Source organism: Kitasatospora sp. NPDC088548 (assembly GCF_044753005.1).
Classification (GTDB): Bacteria; Actinomycetota; Actinomycetes; order Streptomycetales; family Streptomycetaceae; genus Kitasatospora.
This window is the reverse complement of sequence record NZ_JBIVMI010000025.1, coordinates 108,381-130,596: the sequence shown is the minus strand read 5'-3', so window position 1 is coordinate 130,596 and position 22,216 is coordinate 108,381. Positions and strand designations below refer to the sequence as shown.

The 22,216-nt window shown below is 72.4% G+C and carries 20 protein-coding genes and 2 pseudogenes; 9 read left to right on the top strand and 13 right to left on the bottom strand.

Translation table 11 applies throughout. The features are described 5' to 3' along the window. Positions 1-115: 115 nt before the first annotated feature. On the bottom strand, positions 116-619 hold the full coding sequence (locus ACIP82_RS28115) for an SseB family protein (RefSeq protein WP_400657297.1): 504 nt from the start codon (positions 617-619) through the stop codon (positions 116-118). Positions 620-834: 215 nt separating this feature from the next. On the opposite strand from ACIP82_RS28115, the gene ACIP82_RS28110 reads away from it, so the two are divergent. After that, positions 835-2,664: an acyl-CoA dehydrogenase gene (locus ACIP82_RS28110; protein WP_400657294.1), complete on the top strand. Its 1,830-nt coding sequence runs from the start codon at positions 835-837 to the stop codon at positions 2,662-2,664. 128 nt (positions 2,665-2,792) lie between these two features. On the opposite strand, the gene ACIP82_RS28105 is transcribed toward ACIP82_RS28110, so the two are convergent. The 5 genes from ACIP82_RS28105 to ACIP82_RS28085 all read right to left on the bottom strand — a co-directional run bounded on the left by ACIP82_RS28105 (position 2,793) and on the right by ACIP82_RS28085 (position 7,928). Beyond that, the gene (locus tag ACIP82_RS28105) at positions 2,793-4,040 is read right to left on the bottom strand and encodes an ABC transporter permease (protein ID WP_400657291.1); all 1,248 of its coding nucleotides are present in this window, start codon (positions 4,038-4,040) and stop codon (positions 2,793-2,795) included. Further along, entirely contained in the window at positions 4,040-4,807 is a 768-nt protein-coding gene (locus ACIP82_RS28100) for an ABC transporter ATP-binding protein (RefSeq protein ID WP_400657288.1), read from the bottom strand. The genes ACIP82_RS28105 and ACIP82_RS28100 overlap by 1 nt, the downstream gene beginning before the upstream one ends. Beyond that, positions 4,804-6,429 (bottom strand): peptidoglycan-binding protein, encoded by a 1,626-nt coding sequence (locus tag ACIP82_RS28095; RefSeq protein ID WP_400657286.1) that lies wholly within the window; start codon positions 6,427-6,429, stop codon positions 4,804-4,806. Before ACIP82_RS28095 ends, ACIP82_RS28100 begins: the two co-directional genes overlap by 4 nt. Positions 6,430-6,514: 85 nt before the next feature. Continuing rightward, positions 6,515-7,453, bottom strand: a complete 939-nt coding sequence (locus tag ACIP82_RS28090; RefSeq protein ID WP_400657284.1) for a hypothetical protein — start codon at positions 7,451-7,453, stop codon at positions 6,515-6,517. 118 nt (positions 7,454-7,571) lie between these two features. Continuing rightward, positions 7,572-7,928: a beta/gamma crystallin domain-containing protein gene (locus ACIP82_RS28085; protein WP_400657282.1), complete on the bottom strand. Its 357-nt coding sequence runs from the start codon at positions 7,926-7,928 to the stop codon at positions 7,572-7,574. A gap of 355 nt (positions 7,929-8,283) precedes the next feature. On the opposite strand from ACIP82_RS28085, the gene ACIP82_RS28080 reads away from it, so the two are divergent. Then, positions 8,284-8,772 carry a helix-turn-helix domain-containing protein gene (locus ACIP82_RS28080; RefSeq protein ID WP_400657280.1) on the top strand — a complete coding sequence of 163 codons (489 nt, stop codon included), beginning with the start codon at positions 8,284-8,286 and terminating at the stop codon, positions 8,770-8,772. Positions 8,773-9,278: 506 nt separating this feature from the next. Further along, complete coding sequence (locus ACIP82_RS28075; protein ID WP_363605344.1) at positions 9,279-10,574, top strand: M18 family aminopeptidase; 1,296 nt, start codon at positions 9,279-9,281, stop codon at positions 10,572-10,574. A 66-nt stretch (positions 10,575-10,640) separates the two neighbouring features. Here ACIP82_RS28075 and ACIP82_RS28070 read toward each other — a convergent pair whose 3' ends face one another. Then, a complete protein-coding gene (locus ACIP82_RS28070; protein ID WP_363605346.1) occupies positions 10,641-12,470 on the bottom strand; it encodes an NHL domain-containing thioredoxin family protein in 1,830 nt (609 codons plus the stop codon). Between the two features lie 14 nt (positions 12,471-12,484). Then, positions 12,485-12,997, bottom strand: coding sequence for a GNAT family N-acetyltransferase (locus tag ACIP82_RS28065; protein ID WP_400657277.1), 513 nt, complete (start codon positions 12,995-12,997; stop codon positions 12,485-12,487). Between the two features lie 103 nt (positions 12,998-13,100). Here ACIP82_RS28065 and ACIP82_RS28060 point away from each other — a divergent pair, with 103 nt between their 5' ends. Together ACIP82_RS28060 and ACIP82_RS28055 are read left to right on the top strand one after the other, a co-directional pair. Beyond that, positions 13,101-13,589, top strand: coding sequence for an LURP-one-related family protein (locus tag ACIP82_RS28060; protein ID WP_363605348.1), 489 nt, complete (start codon positions 13,101-13,103; stop codon positions 13,587-13,589). A gap of 121 nt (positions 13,590-13,710) precedes the next feature. Next, on the top strand, positions 13,711-14,133 hold the full coding sequence (locus ACIP82_RS28055; RefSeq protein ID WP_363605349.1) for a DUF350 domain-containing protein: 423 nt from the start codon (positions 13,711-13,713) through the stop codon (positions 14,131-14,133). Positions 14,134-14,240: 107 nt separating this feature from the next. On the opposite strand, the pseudogene ACIP82_RS28050 reads toward ACIP82_RS28055, so the two are convergent. Next, positions 14,241-14,447, bottom strand: a pseudogene (locus ACIP82_RS28050) (winged helix-turn-helix transcriptional regulator); the annotation flags it as partial. A 148-nt stretch (positions 14,448-14,595) separates the two neighbouring features. Between ACIP82_RS28050 and ACIP82_RS28045 the strand changes: the two are divergent. Beyond that, the gene (locus tag ACIP82_RS28045; RefSeq protein ID WP_400657274.1) at positions 14,596-15,495 is read left to right on the top strand and encodes an NAD(P)-dependent oxidoreductase; all 900 of its coding nucleotides are present in this window, start codon (positions 14,596-14,598) and stop codon (positions 15,493-15,495) included. Positions 15,496-15,550: 55 nt separating this feature from the next. Here the strand turns inward: ACIP82_RS28045 and ACIP82_RS28040 are convergent. Next, positions 15,551-16,194, bottom strand: a pseudogene (locus ACIP82_RS28040) (aldo/keto reductase); the annotation flags it as partial. Between the two features lie 165 nt (positions 16,195-16,359). On the opposite strand from ACIP82_RS28040, the gene ACIP82_RS28035 reads away from it, so the two are divergent. After that, a complete protein-coding gene (locus ACIP82_RS28035; protein ID WP_400657316.1) occupies positions 16,360-17,334 on the top strand; it encodes an NAD(P)/FAD-dependent oxidoreductase in 975 nt (324 codons plus the stop codon). A 39-nt stretch (positions 17,335-17,373) separates the two neighbouring features. Continuing rightward, positions 17,374-18,273 (top strand): methyltransferase domain-containing protein, encoded by a 900-nt coding sequence (locus ACIP82_RS28030; RefSeq protein WP_400657271.1) that lies wholly within the window; start codon positions 17,374-17,376, stop codon positions 18,271-18,273. Here ACIP82_RS28030 and ACIP82_RS28025 read toward each other — a convergent pair. Further along, entirely contained in the window at positions 18,270-19,130 is an 861-nt protein-coding gene (locus ACIP82_RS28025; RefSeq protein ID WP_400657268.1) for an alpha/beta fold hydrolase, read from the bottom strand. The genes ACIP82_RS28030 and ACIP82_RS28025 overlap by 4 nt on opposite strands. A gap of 118 nt (positions 19,131-19,248) precedes the next feature. After that, positions 19,249-19,554: a DUF6087 family protein gene (locus tag ACIP82_RS28020; RefSeq protein ID WP_363605357.1), complete on the bottom strand. Its 306-nt coding sequence runs from the start codon at positions 19,552-19,554 to the stop codon at positions 19,249-19,251. A 227-nt stretch (positions 19,555-19,781) separates the two neighbouring features. Between ACIP82_RS28020 and cutA the strand changes: the two genes are divergently transcribed. Further along, positions 19,782-20,126 carry a divalent-cation tolerance protein CutA gene (gene cutA, locus ACIP82_RS28015; RefSeq protein ID WP_363605359.1) on the top strand — a complete coding sequence of 115 codons (345 nt, stop codon included), beginning with the start codon at positions 19,782-19,784 and terminating at the stop codon, positions 20,124-20,126. A 20-nt stretch (positions 20,127-20,146) separates the two neighbouring features. On the opposite strand, the gene metG is transcribed toward cutA, so the two are convergent. Further along, the gene (metG, locus tag ACIP82_RS28010; RefSeq protein WP_400657265.1) at positions 20,147-21,889 is read right to left on the bottom strand and encodes a methionine--tRNA ligase; all 1,743 of its coding nucleotides are present in this window, start codon (positions 21,887-21,889) and stop codon (positions 20,147-20,149) included. Between the last annotated feature and the right edge of the window lie 327 nt (positions 21,890-22,216).

Here is a 22,216-nt window from a genome sequence, read left to right as displayed (position 1 = left end):
TCCTTCGGGAGTTTGTGGCCTGCATGCACGAGATTAGTTCAATCCTCAACAAGAAGCAAGTTGAATTTTGAACCATGTGGTGACGGGGGAGTCCCTGGGCTCCCGTCGCGGCGGATCAGCCGTACATGCGGCGCATGGTGAAGTCGACCATCTGCTCCACCGCCTTGGCGTCGAAGACCATCCGGTGCTCGCCCTCCATGTCCAGCGCGAAGCCGTACCCGGTCGGCAGCAGGTCGAGGACCTCCGCGCCGGTGACGGTGAAGTGCTTGGAGTCCTTGCCGGCGTAGCGGCGCAGCTCCTTCAGGGAGCTGAACATCGGGATCACCGGGGTCGGCGTGTTGTGCAGCGCCAGGAAGCCGGGGCGGTCGCCGCGCGGGCAGTGCACCCTGGAGGTGATGAAGATGGCCTGGAAGTCCTCCACCGCCATCGACCCGGTCGTGAAGGCCCGGACCGCGTCCGCCAGTGAGGGCGGCGACGGCTCGGGGTAGAGGGACTGCTGCGGCGCCTGCTGCTGCTCGCCGTACGGGCCGGGGCCGGGCATGCCGTTCATGCCCGGCTGCGGACCCGCCTGCTGCTGGTAGGGGTCGCCCGGGTATGCGTTCTGGTCATATCCGTACACACGGACAGGCTATCGGGAGCGCACCCGCCCGTGCGGGCGTCGATCCTGACAATGAGTGGTCGTCCCGGCTTGTGGGACGTGACCACGTTCATAGCGGATTCACCGCCAGGGGCTTGAAACAAGTTACCGCTGGGTAGCATCATGATGCTTACTGGTGGGTACGGGGCGCCCGAACGCGGCGGTCTCCCGGAAGCGACGAACCGGAGAAAACGGCCATGGGTCACTACAAGTCCAACCTGCGGGACGTGGAGTTCAACCTCTTCGAGGTGTTCGGCCGCGAGCAGGTGTACGGCACCGGACCGTTCGCGGACATGGACGTCGAGACCGCGAAGAACATCCTGAGCGAGATCGCGCGCCTCGCCGAGAACGACCTCGCCGCGTCCTTCGCCGACGCCGACCGCAACCCGCCGGTCTTCGACCCTGAGACCGGCACCGCTCCGGTTCCGGCCTCGTTCAAGAAGAGCTACGACACCTACATGGCCGCCGAGTGGTGGCGCCTGGGCATCCCGGAGGGCATCGGCGGCCAGGTCACCCCGTCCTCGCTGATCTGGGCCTACGCCGAGCAGGTGCTGGGCTCCAACCCGGCGATCTGGATGTACTCCTCCGGCCCCGCCTTCGCCGGCGTCGTCTACGACGAGGGCACCGAGGAGCAGCGTAAGGTCGCCCAGCGGATGACCGAGCGCCTCTGGGGCGCCACCATGGTGCTCACCGAGCCCGACGCCGGCTCGGACGTGGGCGCCGGCCGCACCAAGGCGATCAAGCAGGAGGACGGCTCCTGGCACATCGAGGGTGTGAAGCGCTTCATCACCTCGGGCGAGCACGACATGTCCGAGAACATCATCCACCTGGTGCTGGCCCGCCCCGAGGGCGGCAAGCCGGGCACCAAGGGCCTCGGCCTCTACATCGTGCCCAAGTTCGACTTCGACTGGGAGACCGGCGAGCTCGGCGAGCGCAACGGTGTCTACGCCACCAACGTCGAGCACAAGATGGGCCTCAAGGCCTCCAACACCTGCGAGATGACCTTCGGCGCCAAGCACCCCGCCAAGGGCTGGCTGCTCGGCGAGACGGTCGACGGCATCCGCCAGATGTTCAAGATCATCGAGTTCGCCCGGATGATGGTCGGCACGAAGGCCATCGCCACCCTCTCCACCGGCTACCTCAACGCGCTGGAGTACGCCAAGGAGCGCGTGCAGGGCGCCGACATCTCGCAGTTCGGGGACAAGGCCGCCCCGCGCGTCACCATCACCCACCACCCCGACGTGCGCCGCTCGCTGCTCACCCAGAAGGCGTACGCCGAGGGCATGCGCGCCCTGGTCCTGTTCACCGCCTCCACCCAGGACGACGTGCTGGCCGCCCGCCTGCGCGGCGAGACCGACGAGGCCGCCGAGCGCCTGAACGACCTGCTGCTGCCGATCGTCAAGGGCTACGGCTCCGAGCGGTCCTACGAGCAGCTCGCCCAGTCCCTGCAGACCTTCGGCGGCTCCGGCTACCTGCAGGAGTACCCGATCGAGCAGTACATCCGGGACGCCAAGATCGACACCCTCTACGAGGGCACCACCGCGATCCAGGGCCTGGACTTCTTCTTCCGCAAGATCGTCAGGGACGGCGGGCAGGCGCTCACCGCGCTGTCCGAGCAGATCCAGAAGTTCCTCGGCTCGGCCGAGGGCGGCGACGCCCTGGCCGCCGAGCGCGCCCTGCTCGCCAAGGCCGCCGGCGACCTGGAGGCCATCGTCGGCAAGCTGCTGGCCGACCTCACCTCGGTCGAGCAGGACGTCAGGAACATGTACAAGGTGGGCCTCAACACCACCCGCCTGCTGATGGTCTCCGGTGACGTCGTGATCGGCTGGCTGCTGCTGCGCCAGGCCGCGGTGGCCCTGGCCAGGCTGGAGTCCGGCGCCAACGGCAAGGACGTGTCGTTCTACCAGGGCAAGGTCGCGGCCGCCCGCTTCTTCGCCAGGAACGTCCTGCCGACCGTCACCCCGCAGCGGCTGATCGCCGAGGGCGTCGACAATGAGATCATGGAGCTCGCGGAGGAGGCGTTCTGATCCCGTCGGGATGAGTTCCTCCCCTGCCGCACAGGCCGCCTGACCCACCCTCAGCACGAAGGGGGCCCGCCATCACCGGCGGGCCCCCTTCGTGCTGTTCGGATCTTCTCCGCCGTGCCCCGCCGGGCTCAGCCGCTGCGCAGCGCCTTCAGGGGGTCGGTGCGGGCGGCGCGCACCGCCGGGTAGAGGCCGGCCAGCAGGCCGACCACGGTACCGACCAGCGGGGCCGGGAGGGTGGCGGCGGGCTGGAGGACGGCCGTCCAGTCGCGGGCGGCGGCGACGGCGACGACGGTGACCACGCCGAGGCCGGTGCCGATCAGACCGCCGAGGGTGCCCAGGGCCGTGGACTCGGTGAGGAACTGGGCGGCGATGTGCCCGGTCCGGGCGCCCAGCGAGCGGCGCAGACCGATCTCCTCGGTGCGCTCCAGGACGGCGACCAGCGTGGTGTTGGCGATGCCCACCGCGCCGACCAGCAGGCAGATCCCGGCCAGCGCCAGGAAGAGGCCGGTCAGGTCGGAGGTCACCTTGTCCTGGAGGCTGTGCGGGTCGGGTGGCGGGACGACGGTGAAGGAGTCCGGAGCGTCCGGCCGCAGCGCGAGCGGGATCTGCGCGGCCACCACGGAGGCGGCGCCGACCCGGGTGGCGACCAGGCCCTGGGCTGCGCGGTCCGGTTCGGCGCCGGGGTTGCCGTACCGCTCCAGCGCCGTACTGGCCGGGATCACCAGGCCGAGCAGGGCGTTGGGCTGCCGCTGGACGTCCGAGTAGATGCCGATCACCGTGTACGGCATCCCGTTGACGAAGACGGCCGGCTGGGAGTCGAGCCGGCTGACGCCGAGGCGTTTGGCGGCGGCCTGGCTCAGCAGCACCACCGGCTGGGCGGTCCTCTGGACGAAGTCGTCCATGGTGACCCCGGTGGCCAGGGTGGGTTCCATCGCCGCCACGGCGCCGGGGGTGGCGGCCAGCACGGTGAGGCCGGTTCCCTCGTTCTCGCCGTTCGGGCGGGTGGAGACGGTCAGGTTGCCGGGCACCGGCCACCAGACGCCGGCCGCCCGGACGCCGTCGATCGCGGCGAGCCGGCGGTCCGCGTCCGCCGGGAAGTCCGTCGGCGGGTTGGTGCCGGGGGCGAGGCCGTCGGTTCGGGGCCGGTCGGTCACCTGGACGGTGGTCGCCTTGGTCAGACTGAACTGCTCGCCGATCTGGCCGGAGGCCGTCGCGGTCAGGCCGAGGACGGCGACGAAGGCGCCGATGCCCAGCACCGTCCCGAGCATGGTCAGCACCGAGCGGCCGGGCCGCTGGAGGATGCCGGAGACCGCCTCCGAGCCGAGGTCCCTGAGGCCGAGCCGGGAGCCGGGCCCGGGCAGCACGCCGCGGGCCATCAGAGCGGCACCTCGGCTTCGACGGCGGGGGTTTCGGCGGAGGGGGTTTCGGCGGTCAGGGCGGCGGCGCCCGGGGGTTCGGTGGTCCCGGTTTCGCTGAGCACGCCGTCGCGGATGGCGACCTGGCGTCCGGCCCGGGCCGCGACCACCGGATCGTGGGTGATCACCACCAGGGTGAAGCCCTGCGCGTGCAGCTCGTCGAACTGGGTGAGCACCGCCGCGGCGTTGGCCGAGTCCAGATTGCCGGTGGGCTCGTCACAGAGCAGCAGGCTGGGCCGGTTGACCAGGGCGCGGGCGATCGCGACCCGCTGGCGCTCACCGCCGGACATGGTGGTGGGCAGCGCGTCCGTCCGGTGACCGAGGCCGACCTGGCGCAGCGCCGCCAGCGCGGTGGCCCGGCGGGTCCGGGCCGGGGTGCGGTTGTAGACCTGGGCCAGGACCACGTTCTCCTCGGCGGTGCGGTGGGGCAGCAGATGGAAGGACTGGAAGACGAAGCCGATCCGGCTGCCGCGCAGCGTCGAACGGTCCCGGTCACGGAGGCTTCCGGTGTCGATGCCGTCGAGTTCGTACCGGCCCCGGCTGGGGGTGTCGAGCAGGCCGAGCAGGTGCAGCAGGGTGGACTTGCCCGAGCCGGACGGCCCGGTGATCGACAGGTACTCCCCGCGGTGGACGGTGAGGTCGGACGGGTGCAGCGCGGTGACCGGGGGCTCGCCCGGGTAGCTGCGGCCGACCCCGGTGAGGGCGATGACCGGTGGTCCGTCGTTCACTTGCCGACCACCACCTGGTCGCCGGGCCTCAGTTCGGTCCCGGCGGCCGGGGTCACGGCGACCATGCCGTCGGCCGTCACCCCGGTGGTCACCGGCACGGTCGTCCGGGTGCCGGCGGCGTCCACCTTGGTGACGGAGGTCTGGCCGGCCGCGTTGGTGGTGATCGCGGCCACCGGGACGGCCGTCACGGGGGCACCGGCCTTGTCCTTCAGGACGGTGAGGCGGACGTTCTTGCCGTTCAGCGTGGCCGGCAGCGGGGCGGTCGGGCTGATCGTGATCGGGGTGTAACTCACTCCGCTGCCAGGAGCGTTGGGCTGGCCCCCGGCGGCTCCCGGGTTCCCGCCGGCCGTGCCGCCGGCGCCCGCGCCGCCGCCCGCGGCGGCTCCGCCGAGCGTGATCACCTTGCCGGCCGGGGGAGTGGTGGTGGGGGCGCCGACCTCGGCCACCGTGCCGGTGAGCGTGGTGTTGGTGTCCTCGACGAGGATCTCCACGGCCATCCCCGCCTTGACCCCGGCGGCCTGACCCGGGGTCAGCTGCCCGGTGAGGCTCAGGCCTCCGCTGGTGAGCGAGAGCAGGGTGCCGTTGACCGGCGAGCCGACCGAGCCGTTGACCGCCGTGACGGCGGCCGGCAGCGTGGGCAGGAACACCACGTGTGCGGCGGGGACCATCGGGCCGTTCGCCGCGGCGGCCTTGGCGAGGGCGGCCTTGTCGGCGGTCAACTGCTTCTTCGCGTCGGCGATCTGCCGGTCGAGGTCGAGCCCGGCGGTCGGGGCCGGGGCGCCGGTCTGGGGTATGCCGGTCTGGGGTGTACCGGGCTGGGGTGTACCGGGCTGGGGTGTACCGGGCTGGGGTGCGCCGGTCTGGGGTGCACCGGTCTGAGCCGGTCCCGGCGGAGCGGCGGGCGGTGCGGCGCCCGCCTTCTTCTGGGCGGTGAGCGAGTCCACGGCCTTCTGGCTCGCGTCCACCGCCTTCTGGGCGGTGTCGACGGCCTGTTGGGTGGTGGCGCCGGTGACGGGCACGGGATAGCCGAGCTTGCGGTAGAAGTCGCTCACCGCCTGCGCGGTGCCGGGGCCGTAGCTGCCCTTCTCGTCGGGCCTGCTCGAATACCCCAGTTCGGCCAGCGTGTCCTGGAGTTCGGTGACGTCCGGGCCGTTGCTGCCGGGCTTGATGTCGCGGTAGGCGGGCACCGGCCCCCTGAGCGCGAAGAGCGGCTGCCCGGAGACCTCGGCCAGCAGCTTCCCGCTGGCCACGCTGTCGCCCGTCTTCACCCCCAGCTTCGAGACGTACAGCTGGGTGACGTCGGCGGAGGCGGCGGCCGGGACGATGTTGTACTGCGTCGGCGGGTACACCACGCCGCGGGTCGGCACCGACTGGTTCACCACCTGGCTGGTCACCGGCGCGGTGATCAGGCTGTTCGCCGGCGGAGCGGTCCGGGCGGCCCGCTCGGCCGGGGACTTGACCAGTGTCGCGGCCCCGAGCCCGCCGACCGCGACCAGCGCCGATCCCGCCGCCACCGCCAGCAGCACCCGCTTGCGCCGTGCCGCCCGGGAACGGCCCGGCGACGGGGCGGCGGTGTCGTCGGCGTGGGCGTCGCGCAGTCGGTCGGCCTTCTTGCCTGTCATCAACAAAGCTGTCTCCCCGAGGACTTCACTACGGGAGAGTGTCGTCCATGGGTTGTCGGTGGGAGGTAAGGGGGTGGTCCGGAAGTCAGCCCTGGCTGCCCGCAAGGACTTGTGCGGCCCTCCTGAGGAGATCGTCGGTCTGTTGCCTGAACGTCGCGAGCTTGGCCGCGTTGGCCTCGACGTACTGCTTGGCGTAGGCATTCTGGACCGCCACGACGACCCCCACCGTGTTGCCGGCGAGCTTGCACTCGACATCGGCGGTGGCGGTGGCGACCTGCTCGGTGCTCGCCTGTTGAGTTTCTGACGGCTGGTGCCACTTCTGGTCGAGGTTGGCTGCCACAGGATCCTTGTAGCTGTAGCCCTTGGCCCGCATACAGGCCGACCACTTGGCATACGCCTCGACGATGCGAGGGTCGGTCGTGGGTATCTTCGGGCCGCCGTCGGGAAGCGAGGTGTCGGAGATTATGGGCGCGTTGCCGACCGTGTCCCGTCCCTTCCCCGAGCATCCACCAGGGGGAACGGACTTTCCGTTGATCTTGTCTGTGGCCTGGCCGGCCGTAATGCCGGAGCCGGTGAAGGCGATCTGTTCCTCGACGGAAGGGGTGTGTGCCGGACCGGATCCGGCAGGAATCGACTGATCCGGCCTGAGGACGTTGTCGTACCCCTTCGACTGGTTGCCGACCACGTCGAAGTAGCCGTACAGCGGGCTGTGTGTCAGCCGACGCCGGGGCTCCTCGTCGACTCCCACCAGGGTCGTCGTCTGCCCGGCGAATCCGAACTCCCGCATGCAGACTGCCGCCACCGCGTCCTGGGCCTGTACCACCTGGCGGACCTGCGCGACAGTGGGAAGGTAGGCGTCGGTCGGCAGGGTGATCTGGCTCGGGTCGGTGATCACGGGTATCGGGCCGGCCGCCGGCGGAGCGTCCTTCGTGTTCTCGCCGGGCCCTCCGCAGGCGGAGACCGTGACCGCGCCGACGATCATGATGGCCGCAGGCAGGAAACGGGTCGTCAGATGGTGTGCCAAAGTCTCTTCCTCGCGATCTGTCCGGACACGCACCCGGGGCTGCCGGTGGTGAGCCCTTTGCTGAACTCACCACCGACATGATGCTCAGTTTTCTTTCACGCCCGGTGTTCTCAGTGGATCAGCGGCCGTTGATGTAGATCCAGGTCACCTTGACCCGGGGGTCGAAGGTCTGGTAGTAGCCGTTGCCAAGGTGGCTCTGGTAGGAACCGCCGTTGGTGCTCTGCCAGTTGAAGTAGGAGTTGTTGTTGCCGGAGTTGACCTGGTAGACGTCGAAGATCTCCACATTCGCTGCGCCGTCGCCCGCGAAGCAGACCTTGGGCGGGTAGTTCCAGAGCGTGAAGAAGTCGCTGCGAGAGTTGCAGGTGTTGGTGTCGACCCGGTCGATCGCGGCGGCCGGGCCGGCGGCCACGACGGTGCCGGCGAGGGCGGCGCTGCCGGCGATGGCCAGGGCCGCTATGCGCTTGCGAAGTGCCATGATGGGGTCCAGCTCCTCTGGTCGTGCCACTGAATGGCTGATGACTGTGCGGTGGTGCGACGGAGCAGATGCGCGGTGGCCTCGCCCGGCATGGCGGGGCCGCCGCGTGCGGGTCGCCGGAGCGGTTCGCACGGCTTCGATCCTGGTTCGGGAGCGACCTGATGAACAGGAACTTGGGCCGGAACTTCTCTGCGGGTTACCCGTTCATGGGGATGGTCTCGCCATGTGAGACGGGGCGGGCCCAAGTTGCCCTTGTTCGGAGCGGATTGACTTGTGATTCAAGTCATATCAGAGGCTGGTGTCCGATCGATTACCTAAGGTGAGATCGGACGTGGCTGCCTCCGGGGGGACGGGGATGAAAGAGCGGCAGGAGTACTTTGGCGGGCTGCTGCGTTCTACGCGTGAGGCGGCCGGTTTGACACAGGAAGAACTCGCCGAGCGCTCGGGGCTGAGCGCGCGGGCCATCGGGAACCTCGAACGCGGCCGGGCCCGCCCGCGCGCGGATTCGCTGCGGCGGATCGTTCAGGCGCTGGGCGTGGCGAGCCGCGAGGAGGCGGCGCTGGTTGCGGCGGCCTGTCCGAAAGCGGGCCCGGGCGAAGCGCTGGAGGGGCCGGCCGACCCGTCGTCGGCCGGCCGGCTGACGGACGCCGAGGCGCTGCTGCTGCTGGAGCTGTTGGGTGGGGTCGATCCCGGGAGCTGGGAGCCCGGGGTGCGGGCGGCGTTGTTGCGGGCGTGCTCGGGATCCCCGGCGGCGGTGCGGCTGGCGGGGGTGGTGCTGGCGACGGTGCCGAGCCTGCCGCTGGAGGAGTTGACGCGGCGGCTCGACGGTCTTCAGCCGGTCTGACGGGCATTCAGGAGCGGCCTGTCGGTCGGGAGGCCTTGCGCAGTGCCTCGCCCGGCTTCTGTGCCCGGGCGGTGGCGGGGCGCGGCGGTGCGGTCGGCGTCGCCGGAACCGCAGCCGGTGACCACTGCGGCGAGTGCGGCGCAGCCGGCGAGTGCGGCGAGCGCGCGGTGCGTCACGGACGGGTTCCTGGTCACGGTGTGCGGCCTCCTGGTCGTGTGCGGGCCGGCCTGCCGCCGGTGCGTACCGGTCCCATCATTGCTTCAACTCGGTGGTTCGGGAGGGAAGTTCAGAAGAGTTCCGGCCGACTCCCGGCGCGCCGGGGATGACCGTCCGCGATCAGTCGAAACCCCTGGGTGCCGGGGGTCCTGAGGCGGCCACTTCACGGTTGTGTCTGCGTTCTGCATCCGTTGGGACGTTCCGAGTGTCATGTCCGTGTACGGGCATATGCTCAAGGTGCGAAGCCGATCCCCCATCCGGCTTCGGCCCTCCCTCGACTCAGGAGCAGCATGTCGACCGCCGCCCGCCAGGCTTTCTTCGACCGGACGCACACCGATGATCTGATCGCCTTCCTCGGCACGTCACCGTCGCCCTATCACGCGGTCGCGAGCGCCGCCGAGCGGCTGGAGAAGGCGGGCTTCCGGCAGGTCGCCGAGACCGACGCCTGGGACGCGACGGCCGGGGGACGCTACGTCATCCGCGGCGGCGCGCTGATCGCCTGGTACGTGCCGCAGGGCGCGGGCCCCGAGACGCCCTTCCGGGTGGTCGGCACGCACACCGACTCGCCGAACCTGCGGGTCAAGCCGGTGCCGGACACCGGTTCGGCGGGCTGGCGGCAGGTCGCGGTGGAGATCTACGGCGGCGTGCCGTTGAACACCTGGCTCGATCGCGACCTCGGCCTCTCCGGCCGGCTCGCGCTGCGCGACGGCAGCTCCCGGCTGGTGCAGCTGGACGAGCCGCTGCTGCGCGTGCCACAGCTGGCGATCCACCTGGACCGCCAGGTCAACGAGGGCATGAAGCTCGACAAGCAGCGCCACCTCACCCCGATCTGGGGCCTCGGCCCGGTCGACGAGGGCTCGCTGATCGAGTACGTCGCGCAGCGGGCGGGCGTCGAGGCGTCCGAGGTGGCCGGCTGGGACCTCATGACGCACGACGTCCAGCCCGCCTCCTATCTGGGCCGGGACCGCGAACTGCTGGCCGGCCCGCGGCTGGACAACCTGCTCTCGGTGCACGCCGCGACCGCCGCGCTGGCCGCCGTCGCGGGCGCCGACCTGCCGTACATCCCGGTGCTGGCCGCCTTCGACCACGAGGAGACCGGCAGCGAGTCGGACACCGGCGCGCAGAGCCCGCTGCTCGGCAATGTGCTGGAGCGCAGCGTCTACGCGCGCGGCGGCAGCCCCGAGGACCGCGCCCGGGCGCTGGCGGGCACGGTCTGCCTCTCCTCCGACATGGGCCACGCCGTCCACCCGAACTACAGCGAGCGGCACGAGCCGGGGCACCACCCGATGCCCAACGGCGGGCCGATCCTGAAGGTCAACGTCAACAACCGCTACGCGACCGACGGCATCGGCCGGGCGGTGTTCGCGGCGGCCTGTGAGAAGGCCGGCGTGCCGTGGCAGACCTTCGTCTCCAACAACGCCATGCCCTGCGGTACGACCATCGGCCCGATCACGGCGGCTCGGCTCGGCATCAGCACGGTGGACTGCGGCATCGCGGCGCTCTCCATGCACTCGGCGCGTGAGCTGTGCGGCGCGGAGGACCCGTACCTGCTGGCCAGCGCGATCAAGGCCTTCCTGGAGGGCTGAGGCCCCCGGTACGGCGAAGGGGCCCGGCGTGCTGCCGGGCCCCTTCGCGTTCGCGCGGGTACGGGCCTACTCCATCCCGGCCAGGACGAGCGGCAGCCGGCGTGCGCCGTCGGCGGCGAGCTTCACCGGCACGCCCCAGTCCTGCTGGTGGACGTGGCAGGCCGGGTACTCGATCTCCGGGTCGTCGTCGCAGGAGGCGGCCATCGCCGACACGTGCAGCACGCCCTCGGCCACCGCGTCGGAGAGCACCAGCTCGCGGGAGAGCGCCGAGTCGGCCCCCGCGCCGGAGACCAGCAGCTCGGGCGGGGTCGAGCTGACCAGCAGCCGGGTGGACGGGCCGTAGCGCTCGTCCAGCTTCTGGCCGCTCGGCGCCGAGAAGACCACGTCCAGCCGGAACGCGCCCGGCGCGACCTCGGTGGCCGCCCGCTGGGTGCGGTGCGCGACCGACTCGACCCGGACGGCCTCCTCGGGCAGCCGCAGCCTGGTCAGCCGGTGCCGGGCGGACTCGACGACGACGATGTCGCCGTCCACCAGTACCGCCCCGGACGGCTCGCGCAGGTCGGTGGCGAGCGTGGTGACCTCGCCGCGCGCCGGGTCGAAGCGGCGCAGCGCGTGGTTGTAGGTGTCGCTGACCGCCACCGACCCGTCGGGCAGCACGGTGACGCCCAGCGGGTGCTGGAGCAGCGCCTGATCGGCCGCGCCGTCCCGGTGGCCGAAGTCGAACAGGCCGGTGCCGACGGCGGTGTGGACGGTCTTTGTTTCACGTGAAACCGACCGCAGCGCGGAGGTCTCGGAGTCGGCGACCCAGAGCCGCTCGCCGTCCGCCGAGACGGCGAGGCCGGACGGCTGGGCGAACCAGGCCTCGGCGACCGGCCCGTCCACCAGGCCCTCGTTGGTGGTGCCGGCCGCGACGCCGACGGTGCCGGTGGCCGGGTCGTAGGCCCAGAGCTGGTGGACACCGGCCATGGCGATCCAGACCCGGCCGTCGAACCAGGCCACGTCCCACGGCGAGGAGAGGTCCACCTCGCGGGCCGGGCCCTCGGTGGCGGAACCCTGCCACCACTGCCGGCCGGTGCCGGCCAGGGTGGTGACGCCGCCGTCGGCCAGCCGCACGCCGCGCAGCGCGTGGTTGACGGTGTCGGCCACCACCACGTCGCAGCCCAGCGCGTCCCGGACGGGCCCCTCGGGGAGCAGCACCAGGCCCTGCGGCTCGCTGAACCGGGGGGCGGCGCCGTCGACCAGGCCGCGCTGCCCGTCACCGATCCGGCGGACGACGCGCTCGCCGTCCCCGGCCAGCTCGACCAGCGAGTGGTGGCCGGAGTCGGCGACCAGGAAGTGGCCGTTCGGCAGCCGGACGGCCTTGCCGGGGAACGCGAGGTCCCCGGCGGTCGGCTCGGGCGCCACGTACGGGCCGTCGCCGCGCCGCAGGGTGCCCTTGGCCGTGTGCTCGGCCTCCAGCTCCTCGACCAGCCGGGCGATCGCGTGCGCGTGCCCCTCACCGGCGTGCTGGGCCACCACGTACCCCTCGGGGTCGATCACCACCAGCGTCGGCCAGGCCCGCACCGCGTACTGCTTCCAGGTGGCGAGCGCCGGGTCGTCCAGCACCGGGTGGTGCACCTCGTACCGCGCGACGGCGTCCACGACCGCCTGGTGGTCGGCCTCGTGCACGAACTTGGGCGAGTGCACCCCGACGATCACCACGGTGTCGCGGTGCTTCTCCTCCAGCTCGCGCAGCTCGTCCAGGACGTGCAGGCAGTTGACGCAGCAGAACGTCCAGAAGTCCAGGATGGTGATCTTGCCCCGGAAGTCGGCAAGGGTCAGATCCCTGCCGCCGGTGTTGAGCCATCCGCCGTCGCCGACCAGTTCGGGGGCGCGTACCCGTGCACGAGAAGCCATGCCCCAATCAAACCTCACCCGGTCGGCGGGCATTCCAGCCGCCAGCGGAGTTCACCGTCCTGCCACACCTCGGTGGGGGTGAGGCCGAGGGCGCGGGCGATGGCGGCGGAGGCGTGGTGGTCGGGGTGGATGTGGGCGAGGACGGTGGTGGTGCCGGTCGCGGTGAGGTGGGCGAGCAGGGTGCGGGCGGCCTCGGTGGCGAGGCCGCAGCCCTGCCAGGGGGTGCCGAGCACCCAGGCGATCTCGGTGGCGTCCGGGCCGATGGTGGCCTGGACGTAGCCGGTCAGCCGGCCGTCGGCGCGCAGCCGCAGGGCCCAGTTGCCCCAGGCCTCGGCGGGGTCGGGGGAGCCGGCGGCGAGCCGGGCGTAGCGGGTGCGCAGAGCGTCGGCGGTGGCGGGTTCGCCGCCGGTGAAGACGTGCAGGGCGGGGTCGGCGAGGGCGGCGGCCATCTCCTCGGCGTGTTCGGGTCCGACCGGGACGAGGTCGAGGCGGTCGCCGTGGAGGGTCACGGTGGTGTCGGGGCGCATGGGGGCATTCAACACACGTGCGCGGCGGTGCTTTTCGGGGGGTGGGCGGATCGGGTCGAATGGTGCGGGCGTCCGCTGGGGGCGTCCGGACGGAGGAGGCGGGATGCGGTACCTGGTCAGGGAGAAGCTGTTCGCGGTCGGCGACGACTACTGGATCGAGGACGACCACGGGCACAAGGCGTACCTGGTGGACGGCAAGGTGCTGCGGCTGCACCACACCTTCGAGCTGAAGGACGCGCACGGCCGGGTGGTCGCGGTCCTGAAGGAGAAGGCGTTCACCGTCCGGGACGCGATGAGGATCGAGAACGCCGACGGTGAGGTGGTCGCCACCGTCCGGGAGAAGCTGTTCACCCCGTTCCGCGACAAGTACCTGGTGGAGCTGGCCGGCGGCGGTGAGCTGAGGATCCACGGGAACCTGATCGACAAGGACTACCGGATCGAGAACGGCCATGGTGACGACCTGGCCCGGATCTCCCGGAAGTGGTTCCGGGTCCGGGACACCTACGGCGTGGAGATCGCCGACGGCGCCGACACCGGCCTGCTGCTGGCGATCGCCGCCTGCCTCGACCACCTGGTGGCGGAGGACGACTGAGGCCGGTGCCGGCGGAGGGGCGCGGGAACGCTCCGGGTTTCCCGGCCCCGACCCGGTCCGATGGGTTATCTTTTGCCGGTCCTTGACCATCGGACACCGTCGGCGACCCGGGGGACCAGCCATGAACGACATCCTGCACGGCCTCGGTGCGGCGGCCGCTTTCGGCGGCGTCGGCGTGGTGCTGCTGCTCCTCGGCGTCGGCCTGGTGGACGTGCTCACGCCCGGCCGGCTCGGCCACCAGATCTGGGTCGAGCGCAACCGCAACGCCGCCGTGCTGCTCAGCTCCGCGCTGCTCGGGATCGGCGGCATCGTCTTCACCGCGATCATGTACACCTACGAGGACTTCGGCAAGGGCCTGCTCTCGACGGCCTGCTACGGCCTGCTCGGCCTGGTGCTGATGGCGGTCGCGTTCTGGGCGGTGGACCTCCTGACGCCGGGCAGGCTCGGCGCCATCCTGGTCGAGCCCGAGCCGCACCCGGCGGTCTGGGTCTCGGCCAGCTGCAACATCGCGGTGGCGGCGATCGTGTCGGCCGCGATCGCCTGAGCCTCCTCCGGGAGGCGCCGCACCGGGTGCGGGCCGCCGCCCAGGACGTGCTCGCGCCCCCAGGCGCCCAACGGGGCCAGCGCCGCGTTGAGCCGGGCCCCCGCCGCCGTCAGCGAGTACTCGACCCGCGGCGGCACCTCGTCATAGGACTCGCGGTGCACGATGCCGTCCGCCTCCAGCTCGCGCAGATGGGCGGCCAGCACCTTCTCGGTGATGCCCGGCACCAGACGGCGCAGCTCGCCGAAGCGGCAGCTCGGGCGCTCGTCCAGGGCCCAGAGGATCAGCACCTTCCACTTGCCGCCGATCACGTCCATCGCGGCGTCGATCCCGCAGACGTACGCGCCCGGCCTGGGTACGGTCGCCATGCCCCCACCTTTCCGACCTCTTCGCTCACCTCAGGGTAACCACCCACTTCGAAGTGCGTACTTGATCACCAGCGGGCCCGCGCCGAGGCTGAATGCCATGGCACACAACACCGTTGACACCACGGGCACGCTTGCGAAGACCCCCGTCACCCTGCTCGGCCTCGGCGCGATGGGCGGCGCGCTCGCCCGTACCTGGCTCGCCGCGGGTCACCCGCTCACCGTCTGGAACCGCACCGCCGCCCGGGCCGAACCGTTCGCCGCCGGGGGCGCGACCGTCGCCGCCGGCCCCGCCGAGGCGGTCGCCGTCAACCGGCTGGTGGTCGTCTGCCTGCTGGACGACGCCTCGGTCGACGCGTCGCTGGACGGTGTCGACCTGACCGGCAAGGACCTGGTCAACCTCGTCACCGGCACGCCCGGCCAGGCCCGTGCCCGCGCCGAGTGGGCCCGCGAGCGCGGCGCCCGGTACCTGGACGGCGGGGTGATGGCCGTCCCGCCGATGATCGGCGTCCCGGAGGCCGGCCCGTACGTCCTCTACAGCGGCTCGCGCGAACTGTTCGAGGAGCACCGGGCCGTCCTCGCCGTCCCGGCCGGGACCACCTACGTCGGCGAGGACGCCGGGTTCGCGGCGCTGCACGACGTGGCACTGCTCAGCGCCATGTACGGGATGTTCGCCGGGGTCGCGCACGCCTTCGCGCTGATCCGCGGGGAGTCCGTCGCGCCGGGCGGCTTCGCCCCGCTGCTGTCCGCCTGGATCAACGCGATGGCCGGGTCCGTGGCGAGGACCGCCGAGCAGCTGGAGAGCGGCGACTACACCAGGGGCGTGGTCTCCAGCCTCGCCATGCAGGTCGCGGGCACGCCGACCTTCCTGCGCACCGCCGAGGAGCAGGGGGTCAGCACCGAACTGATCGCCCCGTACTTCGATCTGATGAAGCGGCGGCTCGCGGAGGGCGGCGGGGAGGAGGACCTGACCGGGGTGGTCGACCTGCTCCGGCGGTAGCCGCGAATTCCCGGCCGGGTGACGGAAGCCTTCGGCGCCGTCCTACCCCGCCGTCCTACCCCGCCGCCCGGTCGGGGAGGGGGCGGCGGCGGAGGGCGGGGTCGGTGAGGGCCGGGGGGCCAGGCGCCGTCGGGGTGGTAGAGGTTGGTGCCGGGCGGGACGATCCCGTCGATGCGGTCGAGGGCGGCGTCGTCCAGGGCGAGGTCCGCGCCCTTCAGGGCGTCCTGGAGCCGCTCCATGGTGCGCGGGTCGAGGATCACCGGGGTGACGGCCGGGTGCGCCGGGGGGAAGGCGAGGGCCAGTTCAGGCAGGGTGCGGCCGAGTGCGCTCGGCGACGTGGTGGGCCTCCATGAGCTGCTCGGCGGGGAAGGTCGAGCAGCCGAAGGCGCGGATCTTGCCCGCGCGGACGAGGTCACCGAGGACGGCGAGGGTCTCCTCGATGTCGGTGGTGTGGTCGGGCCGGTGGATCCGGTCGGTACGCAGCCGCCGCAGGCTCTTCTCCACCGCCCGGACGATCCAACGCCGTGAGTTGCCGCCCCGGTTGCGGCCCCCGCCCATCGGGAAGTGCACCTTGGCGGCGAGCGCGACGTCGTCGCGGTCGCCCCGGCTCTCCAGCGCCTTGCCGACGATCTCCTCGGACTCGCCGGCCGAGTACATGTCGGCGGTGTCGACGAAGTTGACGCCCCGGTCGAGGGCGGATGATCCGGGCGGTGGTCCCTCCGGCGGGGGGAGGGGGTTCGTCCGGGCGGCGGGCCCCGTGCTCACCGCACGCGCTTTCGCGGAAACGGCAACAAAGCTTGCCGCAACGGTGGCGCCGGTCGCAGCCTGGCGACGGAGGTGATCGCCGTGAGCGACAAGAATGTGATGGCAGGCCCCGGGGCCGGCGGGGCCAGCGGGTCCGACGTGTACGACGTGTACGACGTGGTCGTGGTCGGCGCGGGCGCCGCCGGGCTGAACGCCGCACTGGTCCTGGCCCGGGCCCGCCGCCGGGTGGCCGTGGTGGACGCCGGACAGCCGCGCAACGCCCCCGCCGAGGAGATGCGGGGCTTCCTCTCCCGCGACGGCATGCCCCCGGCCGCCCTGCTGGCGGTGGGCCGGGAGGAGGTGGCCGGGTACGGCGTCGACCTGATCGACGCCCGGGTGGACCACATCGACCCCGGCTTCCTGGTCCACCTGGCCGGCGGCCCGGTGCTCCACGCGCGCCGGGTGGTCGTCGCCACCGGTCTGCGGGACGGGCTGCCCGAGATCCCGGGCCTCGCCGAACGCTGGGGCCGGGACGTGCTGCACTGCCCCTACTGCCACGCCTACGAGGTCCGCGACCGACCGCTCGGCGTGCTCGGCACCCACCCGGGCGCGGTGAACCACGCCCTGCTGCTGCGCCAGTGGTCGGACGACGTCGTGTTCTTCCCGCACACCATGGACCTGGCGGACGGCGAGCGGGAACAGCTCGCCGCCCGCGGTGTCCGGGTCGTCGAGGGCGCGGTCAAGTGGCTGGTGGTGGACGGCGACCGGCTGCGCGGGGTGGAGCTGGCGGGCGGCCGGGTCGTGCCCCGCGAGGCGGTGTTCGTCTTCCCGCGGATGGTCCCGCGGGACGCCCTGCTGTTCGGCCTGGGCTGTGCCCGCGACGGGAACGGCTGGGTCACCACCGACCGCTTCGGCGGCACCAGCGTGCCCGGGGTCTGGGCGGTGGGCAATGTCGCCGATCCGCGCGCGCAGGTCGTCACCGCGGCCGGGCAGGGTTCGGCCGCGGCGTTCGCGATCAATCACGACCTGGTGGAGGAGGACGTCCGGCAGGCCGTCGAGGCCCACCGTGCGGCAGCCACCGCAGTCACCGTCTGAAGTCCCCGAGAGAACCGCCCCTCCCGATCGGAGCGCACGATGCACGGCCACAACCACAAGCAGGACCACAGCCACAGCCACGAGCACAACCACGGCCACGACTACGACTGGGGTGCCCTCGGCGACCACCTGGAGCGCGAGGCCGAGCTGAGCGTCCCCGCCATCACCCGGGCCGCGCACTGGCTGCGCGAGCTGCTGAGCACGGACGGCGGGCCGGCCGGCGTCGGGCGGGTCCTGGACGTCGGCAGCGGCCCGGGCGTGGTCACCGGTCTGCTCGCCGACACCTTCCCGGACGCCGAGGTGGTCGCCGTCGACCAGGCGCCCGCCCTGCTGGCCCGGGCCCAGGCCCGGTCCGCCGGCCGGATCACCACCCACCGGGCCGACCTGCCGGGCGACTTCGGCACGCTCGGTACCGCCGATCTGATCTGGTCCGCCAACGCCGTCCACCATCTCGGCGACCAGCAGGCGGCGTTGACCGCCCTGGCCGCCTCGCTGCGGCCCGGCGGCCTGCTGGCCATCGCCGAACGCGGCCTGCCGCCGCGCTTCCTGCCCCGCGACATCGGCCTGGGCCGCCCCGGCCTGCAGGCCCGCCTGGACGCCGCCTGGGAGGGCGGTTTCGCCGACATGCGCGCAGACCTGCCGGATGCGACCGAGGAGGTGGAGGACTGGCCGGCCATGCTCACCCGGGCCGGTCTCACCCTCAGCGGCACGCGGACCTTCCTCACCGACTGGCCGGCCCCGCTCGCCCCGTTGGCCCGCGAGCACCTGCAGGCCCATGTGACCCGCCTGCGCGACCGGTTCGGTGAGTACCTGGACGCCGGGGACCGGGCCGCGCTGGAGGCCCTGGTGGACACCGACGCACCGACCGGTCTCCTGCACCGCCCGGACGTCTTCTTCCTCACCGCCACCACCGTGTTCACCGCCCGGGCGTCTTCCTAAGGCCGGTCGAGAGGCCGGTCGAGGAACCCCGCCAGCGTGCGGACGAACGCGTCGGCGTCGTCCAGCCACGGGTAGTGCCCGCCGGCGGGCAGGACGGCGGTCTCGCCGTTCGGGAAGAGCGCGGCGGCCTCCTTGGCGGCGTCCGGGCGCGGGACGGCGTCGAACTCGCCGGCCAGGACGAGGACGGGCGACGCCACCCCGGCGGCGGCCGCCCGGATCTCGTCCGGTCGGCAGCCGCCGCTGTAGTAGATCCGCGCGGCCTCGGGGTGGAGCTGGCCGGGGGCGACGGCGGCGTGGGCCTGCGCGGTGGCGTCCCAACGGCCGTAGTACAGGGGCGACAGGGTGGCCTCGTCGGCCTCGGTGGCCGTCCCGGCGAACGCGGCTTCGAGGGCGGCCCAGGCCGCCGGGAACCACGGTTCGCCCTCGACGCCGCGGGCGGCCGTGGCCGACCGGTAGTCCTCCTCGGTGGTGTCGAACCCGAACGCCCGCAGGCTCGGCGTCACCAGCGCCAGCTTCCCGGTGCGGTCCGGGTGGCGGAGCGCGTACAGGGTGGCCAGGATCGCTCCCGCCGAGTGGCCGAGCACGTCCGCGCGCTCCAGGCCGAGGTGCGCGCGGAGCGCCTCCACGTCCGCCACCTGCCGGTCGCACCGGTACGAGGACGTGTCAGCCGGGGTCTCCGACCGCCCCGTGCCGCGCAGATCGAGCATGTGCAGCGCGCGGTGCGCCGAGAGCCCGCCGAGGTCTCCCAGGTACGCGGAGTCGCGCATCGCCCCGCCCGGGAGCACGAGCAGCGGCTCGCCCTTGCCGATGACGTGGTAGGCCAGCCGGGTGCCGTCCGGCGCGGTGAAGGTTTCCATGGCGAGATCGTGCAGCGTCCGGGCCGCTCCCGCAACGGAGTTCAGCGGCGGGGCGGAACCGGTTTCCGGGGCCGGAAGGGCAGTCGGCGGCGGGGGAGACGCACTTCCGCGCGCCCTGTCACGCCCGGCGGTGCCGCCCGGTCCCCTTCCGCAGCAGCGGCACGGGCGTGTCCGCCTGCGGGAAGGCCTCCGCCCGGTCGACCCTGGCGATCAGCGGGTACGCCTCCCCGTAGTTCTCCGCCACGGCGACCGGCTGCCACGCGAAGCCGTCCCACTCGACCACCAGCCGCGGCTCGTCCGCGAACACGTGCGCCCCGCGCGGCGGTCCGTCGGCCAGCGTGATGGCGTCCCTTGTCCCGGGCGTCCGCCGTCGCTTCGACCGTGCGGCGTACCACTCGGCCAGCGGCTCGTCCTCGGCGTCCATCGTGACCTCCTCGCGTTCGTCGGGCGGGGCCCGTCTCGCCGATGCCAGTGTCGCGGATGCCGGCCGGGCGGGACGATTCCACGAACGGGTGAAGACCGCGGCCCACCGGCCGGCCGGTGGGCCGGTCGAGGCGGCGGGCGCGCCAGGGCGAATGACCCGTCAGACACCGCCGGAGGGCGTCGGGGTGAGGCCGCCGCACCCGGCGCGGCGGCGGTACTGTCCACCCCATGGCAGCTACCGACCACGCCGTCGTCGTGGTGACCACCAGCACCGAGACCGAGGACCAGGCCCGCGCCCTCGCCGCCGCCGTCGTGCGCGAGCGCCTGGCCGCCTGCGCCCAGATCCACCCGATCCAGTCGCTCTACCGGTGGGAGGGCACCGTCCGGGAGAGCCCCGAGTGGCGGGTCGACCTCAAGACCCGCGCCGACCTCGCCGACCGCCTCACCGCGTTCGTCGCCGAGCACCACGACTACGACGTCCCCGAGATCATCGTCGTGCCGGTGGTCGGCGGCGGCCCGGCCTACCTGGGCTGGGTCGCCGCCGAGACGGTCCCCGGGGAGGCCTCCGTCTGACCTTTTCCCGGGCCGGTGCGCTACTCGCCGCCGAACCGGGTGGTCCAGGCGGCCAGGTCCTCGTCCGTGATCTTGGCGAAGAGCACCGGCGGGACGGTGAAGGCGGTGCCGGCCGGCAGGAAGTCCAGCGCCCGGGCCTGCTCGGCGCTCACCCAGGCCGCGGTACGGGCCGGGGCGTCCTCGGCGAGCGCGAACGACTGCCGCATGGCCGCCGCCGCGGTCGGGATGAACGGCTCGGAGACCACCGCGTAGAGGTGGATCAGGTTCATCGCCGTGCGCAGGGTCAGCGCGGCGGCCTCCGGGTCGGTCTTCGCCTGGAGCCAGGGCGCCTTCTCGTCCAGGTAGGCGTTGCCCGCGCTCCACAGCGCGCGCAGACTCCGCGCGGCCTTGCGGAAGTTCAGCGCCTCCAGATCGCCCTCGTAGTCGGCCAGCAGCCCGGCGATCTGCGCGCCCAGCCGCTGCTCGGCCTCGCCCGGCTCGTGGCCGCCCGGTCCGTGGCCGCCCGGGACCGCGTCGCCGAACCGCTTGCGGCTGAACGACAGCACGCGGTTGACGAAGTTGCCGAGGGTGTCGGCCAGGTCCTTGTTCACCACCGAGGCGAAGAGGTCCCAGGTGAAGCTGGAGTCGTCCGACTCCGGTGCGTGCGCCATCAGGAAGTAGCGCCAGTAGTCGGCCGGCAGCAGCTCCAGGGCGACGTCGGTGAAGATGCCCCGCTGCTGGCTGGTCGAGAACTTGCCCCCGTAGTAGGTGAGCCAGTTGAAGGCCTTGACATAGTCGACCTTCTTCCACGGCTGCCGGGAGCCCAGGAGGGTCGCCGGGAACATCACCGTGTGGAACGGGACGTTGTCCTTCGCCATGAACTCCGTGTACCGGACGGTTCCGTCGGCCTCGTACCACCAGGACCGCCAGTCCCGGACCTCGCCGGCCGGGGCCGCGTCCGCCCACTCCCTGGTGGCGCCGATGTACTCGACCGGGGCGTCGAACCAGACGTAGAAGACCTTGCCCTCGGCCGCCAGCTCCGGCCAGGTGTCGGCGGGCACCGGGACGCCCCACTCCAGGTCACGGGTGATCGAGCGGTCCTGGAGGCCCTCGGTCAGCCACTTGCGGGCGATCGAGGAGGCGAGCACGGGCCAGCCGTCGCCGTTGGCCGCGATCCACGCCTCGACCTCGTCGGTCAGCTTCGACTGGAGCAGGAAGAGGTGCCTGGTCTCGCGGACCTCCAGGTCCGAGCTGCCGCTGATCGCGGAGCGCGGCTCCAGCAGGTCCGTGGGGTCGAGGACACGGGTGCAGTTCTCGCACTGGTCGCCGCGGGCCTTGTCGTAGCCGCAGTGCGGGCAGGTACCGACGATGTACCGGTCCGGCAGGAACCGCCCGTCGGCGATCGAGTACACCTGCCGGATCGCCCGCTCCTCGATGAAGCCGTTGGCGTGCAGCTCGCGGGCGATCTCCTGGGTGATCTCCCGGTTCTGCGGGGAGGAGCTGCGGCCGAAGAAGTCGAAGGACAGCCGGAAGCCGTCGTACACCGCCTTCTGCCGGTCGTGCGCCCGCGCGCAGAACTCCGCGACCGGCAGGCCCGCGTCCTGGGCGGCCAGCTCGGCCGGCGTCCCGTGCTCGTCGGTCGCGCAGATGTACAGCACCTCGTGGCCCCGCTGACGCAGATAGCGTGCGTAGACGTCCGCCGGGAGCATCGACCCGACCATGTTGCCCAGGTGCTTGATCCCGTTGATGTACGGAAGGGCGCTGGTGATCAGGTGCCGAGCCATCCTCGGATGCTCCGATTTCTCCCGCACGCACCCCACCCGGAGTGCCATGACGGGCGCAGGCTCTGGGGGCCGCGACGGGAACCCGACGCGTGGCCGGCTCCCGGGCCGCCGCACAGAGCGACGTTCCACTGTGGGCGGCCCGATCGTACCGAAACCGGCCCTTTCCCCTCCTCCCCATTTTCCGGGCCCGACCACCCGCGAAGCGCTTCGGCGGCTCAGCCCGTGTCCTCCCCGCAGGCAGGCAGGCAGGCGGGTCGGCAGTGCTCCGAGTTCTGCTGAACCGCGCGGGCCTGACCTTTTCCGGCGCGGGAGTTCGCCGGCCGGCCC

What these genes read in the sequence shown, in the direction of transcription:
- ACIP82_RS28110 (WP_400657294.1), top strand. Translation starts at nt 835, where the DNA reads ATGGGTCACTACAAGTCCAACCTGCGGGACGTGGAGTTCAACCTCTTC.
- ACIP82_RS28105 (WP_400657291.1), bottom strand. Translation starts at nt 4,040, where the DNA reads ATGGCCCGCGGCGTGCTGCCCGGGCCCGGCTCCCGGCTCGGCCTCAGG.
- ACIP82_RS28095 (WP_400657286.1), bottom strand. Translation starts at nt 6,429, where the DNA reads ATGACAGGCAAGAAGGCCGACCGACTGCGCGACGCCCACGCCGACGAC.
- ACIP82_RS28085 (WP_400657282.1), bottom strand. Translation starts at nt 7,928, where the DNA reads ATGGCACTTCGCAAGCGCATAGCGGCCCTGGCCATCGCCGGCAGCGCC.
- ACIP82_RS28080 (WP_400657280.1), top strand. Translation starts at nt 8,284, where the DNA reads ATGAAAGAGCGGCAGGAGTACTTTGGCGGGCTGCTGCGTTCTACGCGT.
- ACIP82_RS28075 (WP_363605344.1), top strand. Translation starts at nt 9,279, where the DNA reads ATGTCGACCGCCGCCCGCCAGGCTTTCTTCGACCGGACGCACACCGAT.
- ACIP82_RS28070 (WP_363605346.1), bottom strand. Translation starts at nt 12,470, where the DNA reads ATGGCTTCTCGTGCACGGGTACGCGCCCCCGAACTGGTCGGCGACGGC.
- ACIP82_RS28065 (WP_400657277.1), bottom strand. Translation starts at nt 12,997, where the DNA reads ATGCGCCCCGACACCACCGTGACCCTCCACGGCGACCGCCTCGACCTC.
- ACIP82_RS28060 (WP_363605348.1), top strand. Translation starts at nt 13,101, where the DNA reads ATGCGGTACCTGGTCAGGGAGAAGCTGTTCGCGGTCGGCGACGACTAC.
- ACIP82_RS28055 (WP_363605349.1), top strand. Translation starts at nt 13,711, where the DNA reads ATGAACGACATCCTGCACGGCCTCGGTGCGGCGGCCGCTTTCGGCGGC.
- ACIP82_RS28045 (WP_400657274.1), top strand. Translation starts at nt 14,596, where the DNA reads ATGGCACACAACACCGTTGACACCACGGGCACGCTTGCGAAGACCCCC.
- ACIP82_RS28035 (WP_400657316.1), top strand. Translation starts at nt 16,360, where the DNA reads ATGGCAGGCCCCGGGGCCGGCGGGGCCAGCGGGTCCGACGTGTACGAC.
- ACIP82_RS28030 (WP_400657271.1), top strand. Translation starts at nt 17,374, where the DNA reads ATGCACGGCCACAACCACAAGCAGGACCACAGCCACAGCCACGAGCAC.
- ACIP82_RS28025 (WP_400657268.1), bottom strand. Translation starts at nt 19,130, where the DNA reads ATGGAAACCTTCACCGCGCCGGACGGCACCCGGCTGGCCTACCACGTC.
- ACIP82_RS28020 (WP_363605357.1), bottom strand. Translation starts at nt 19,554, where the DNA reads ATGGACGCCGAGGACGAGCCGCTGGCCGAGTGGTACGCCGCACGGTCG.
- cutA (WP_363605359.1), top strand. Translation starts at nt 19,782, where the DNA reads ATGGCAGCTACCGACCACGCCGTCGTCGTGGTGACCACCAGCACCGAG.
- metG (WP_400657265.1), bottom strand. Translation starts at nt 21,889, where the DNA reads ATGGCTCGGCACCTGATCACCAGCGCCCTTCCGTACATCAACGGGATC.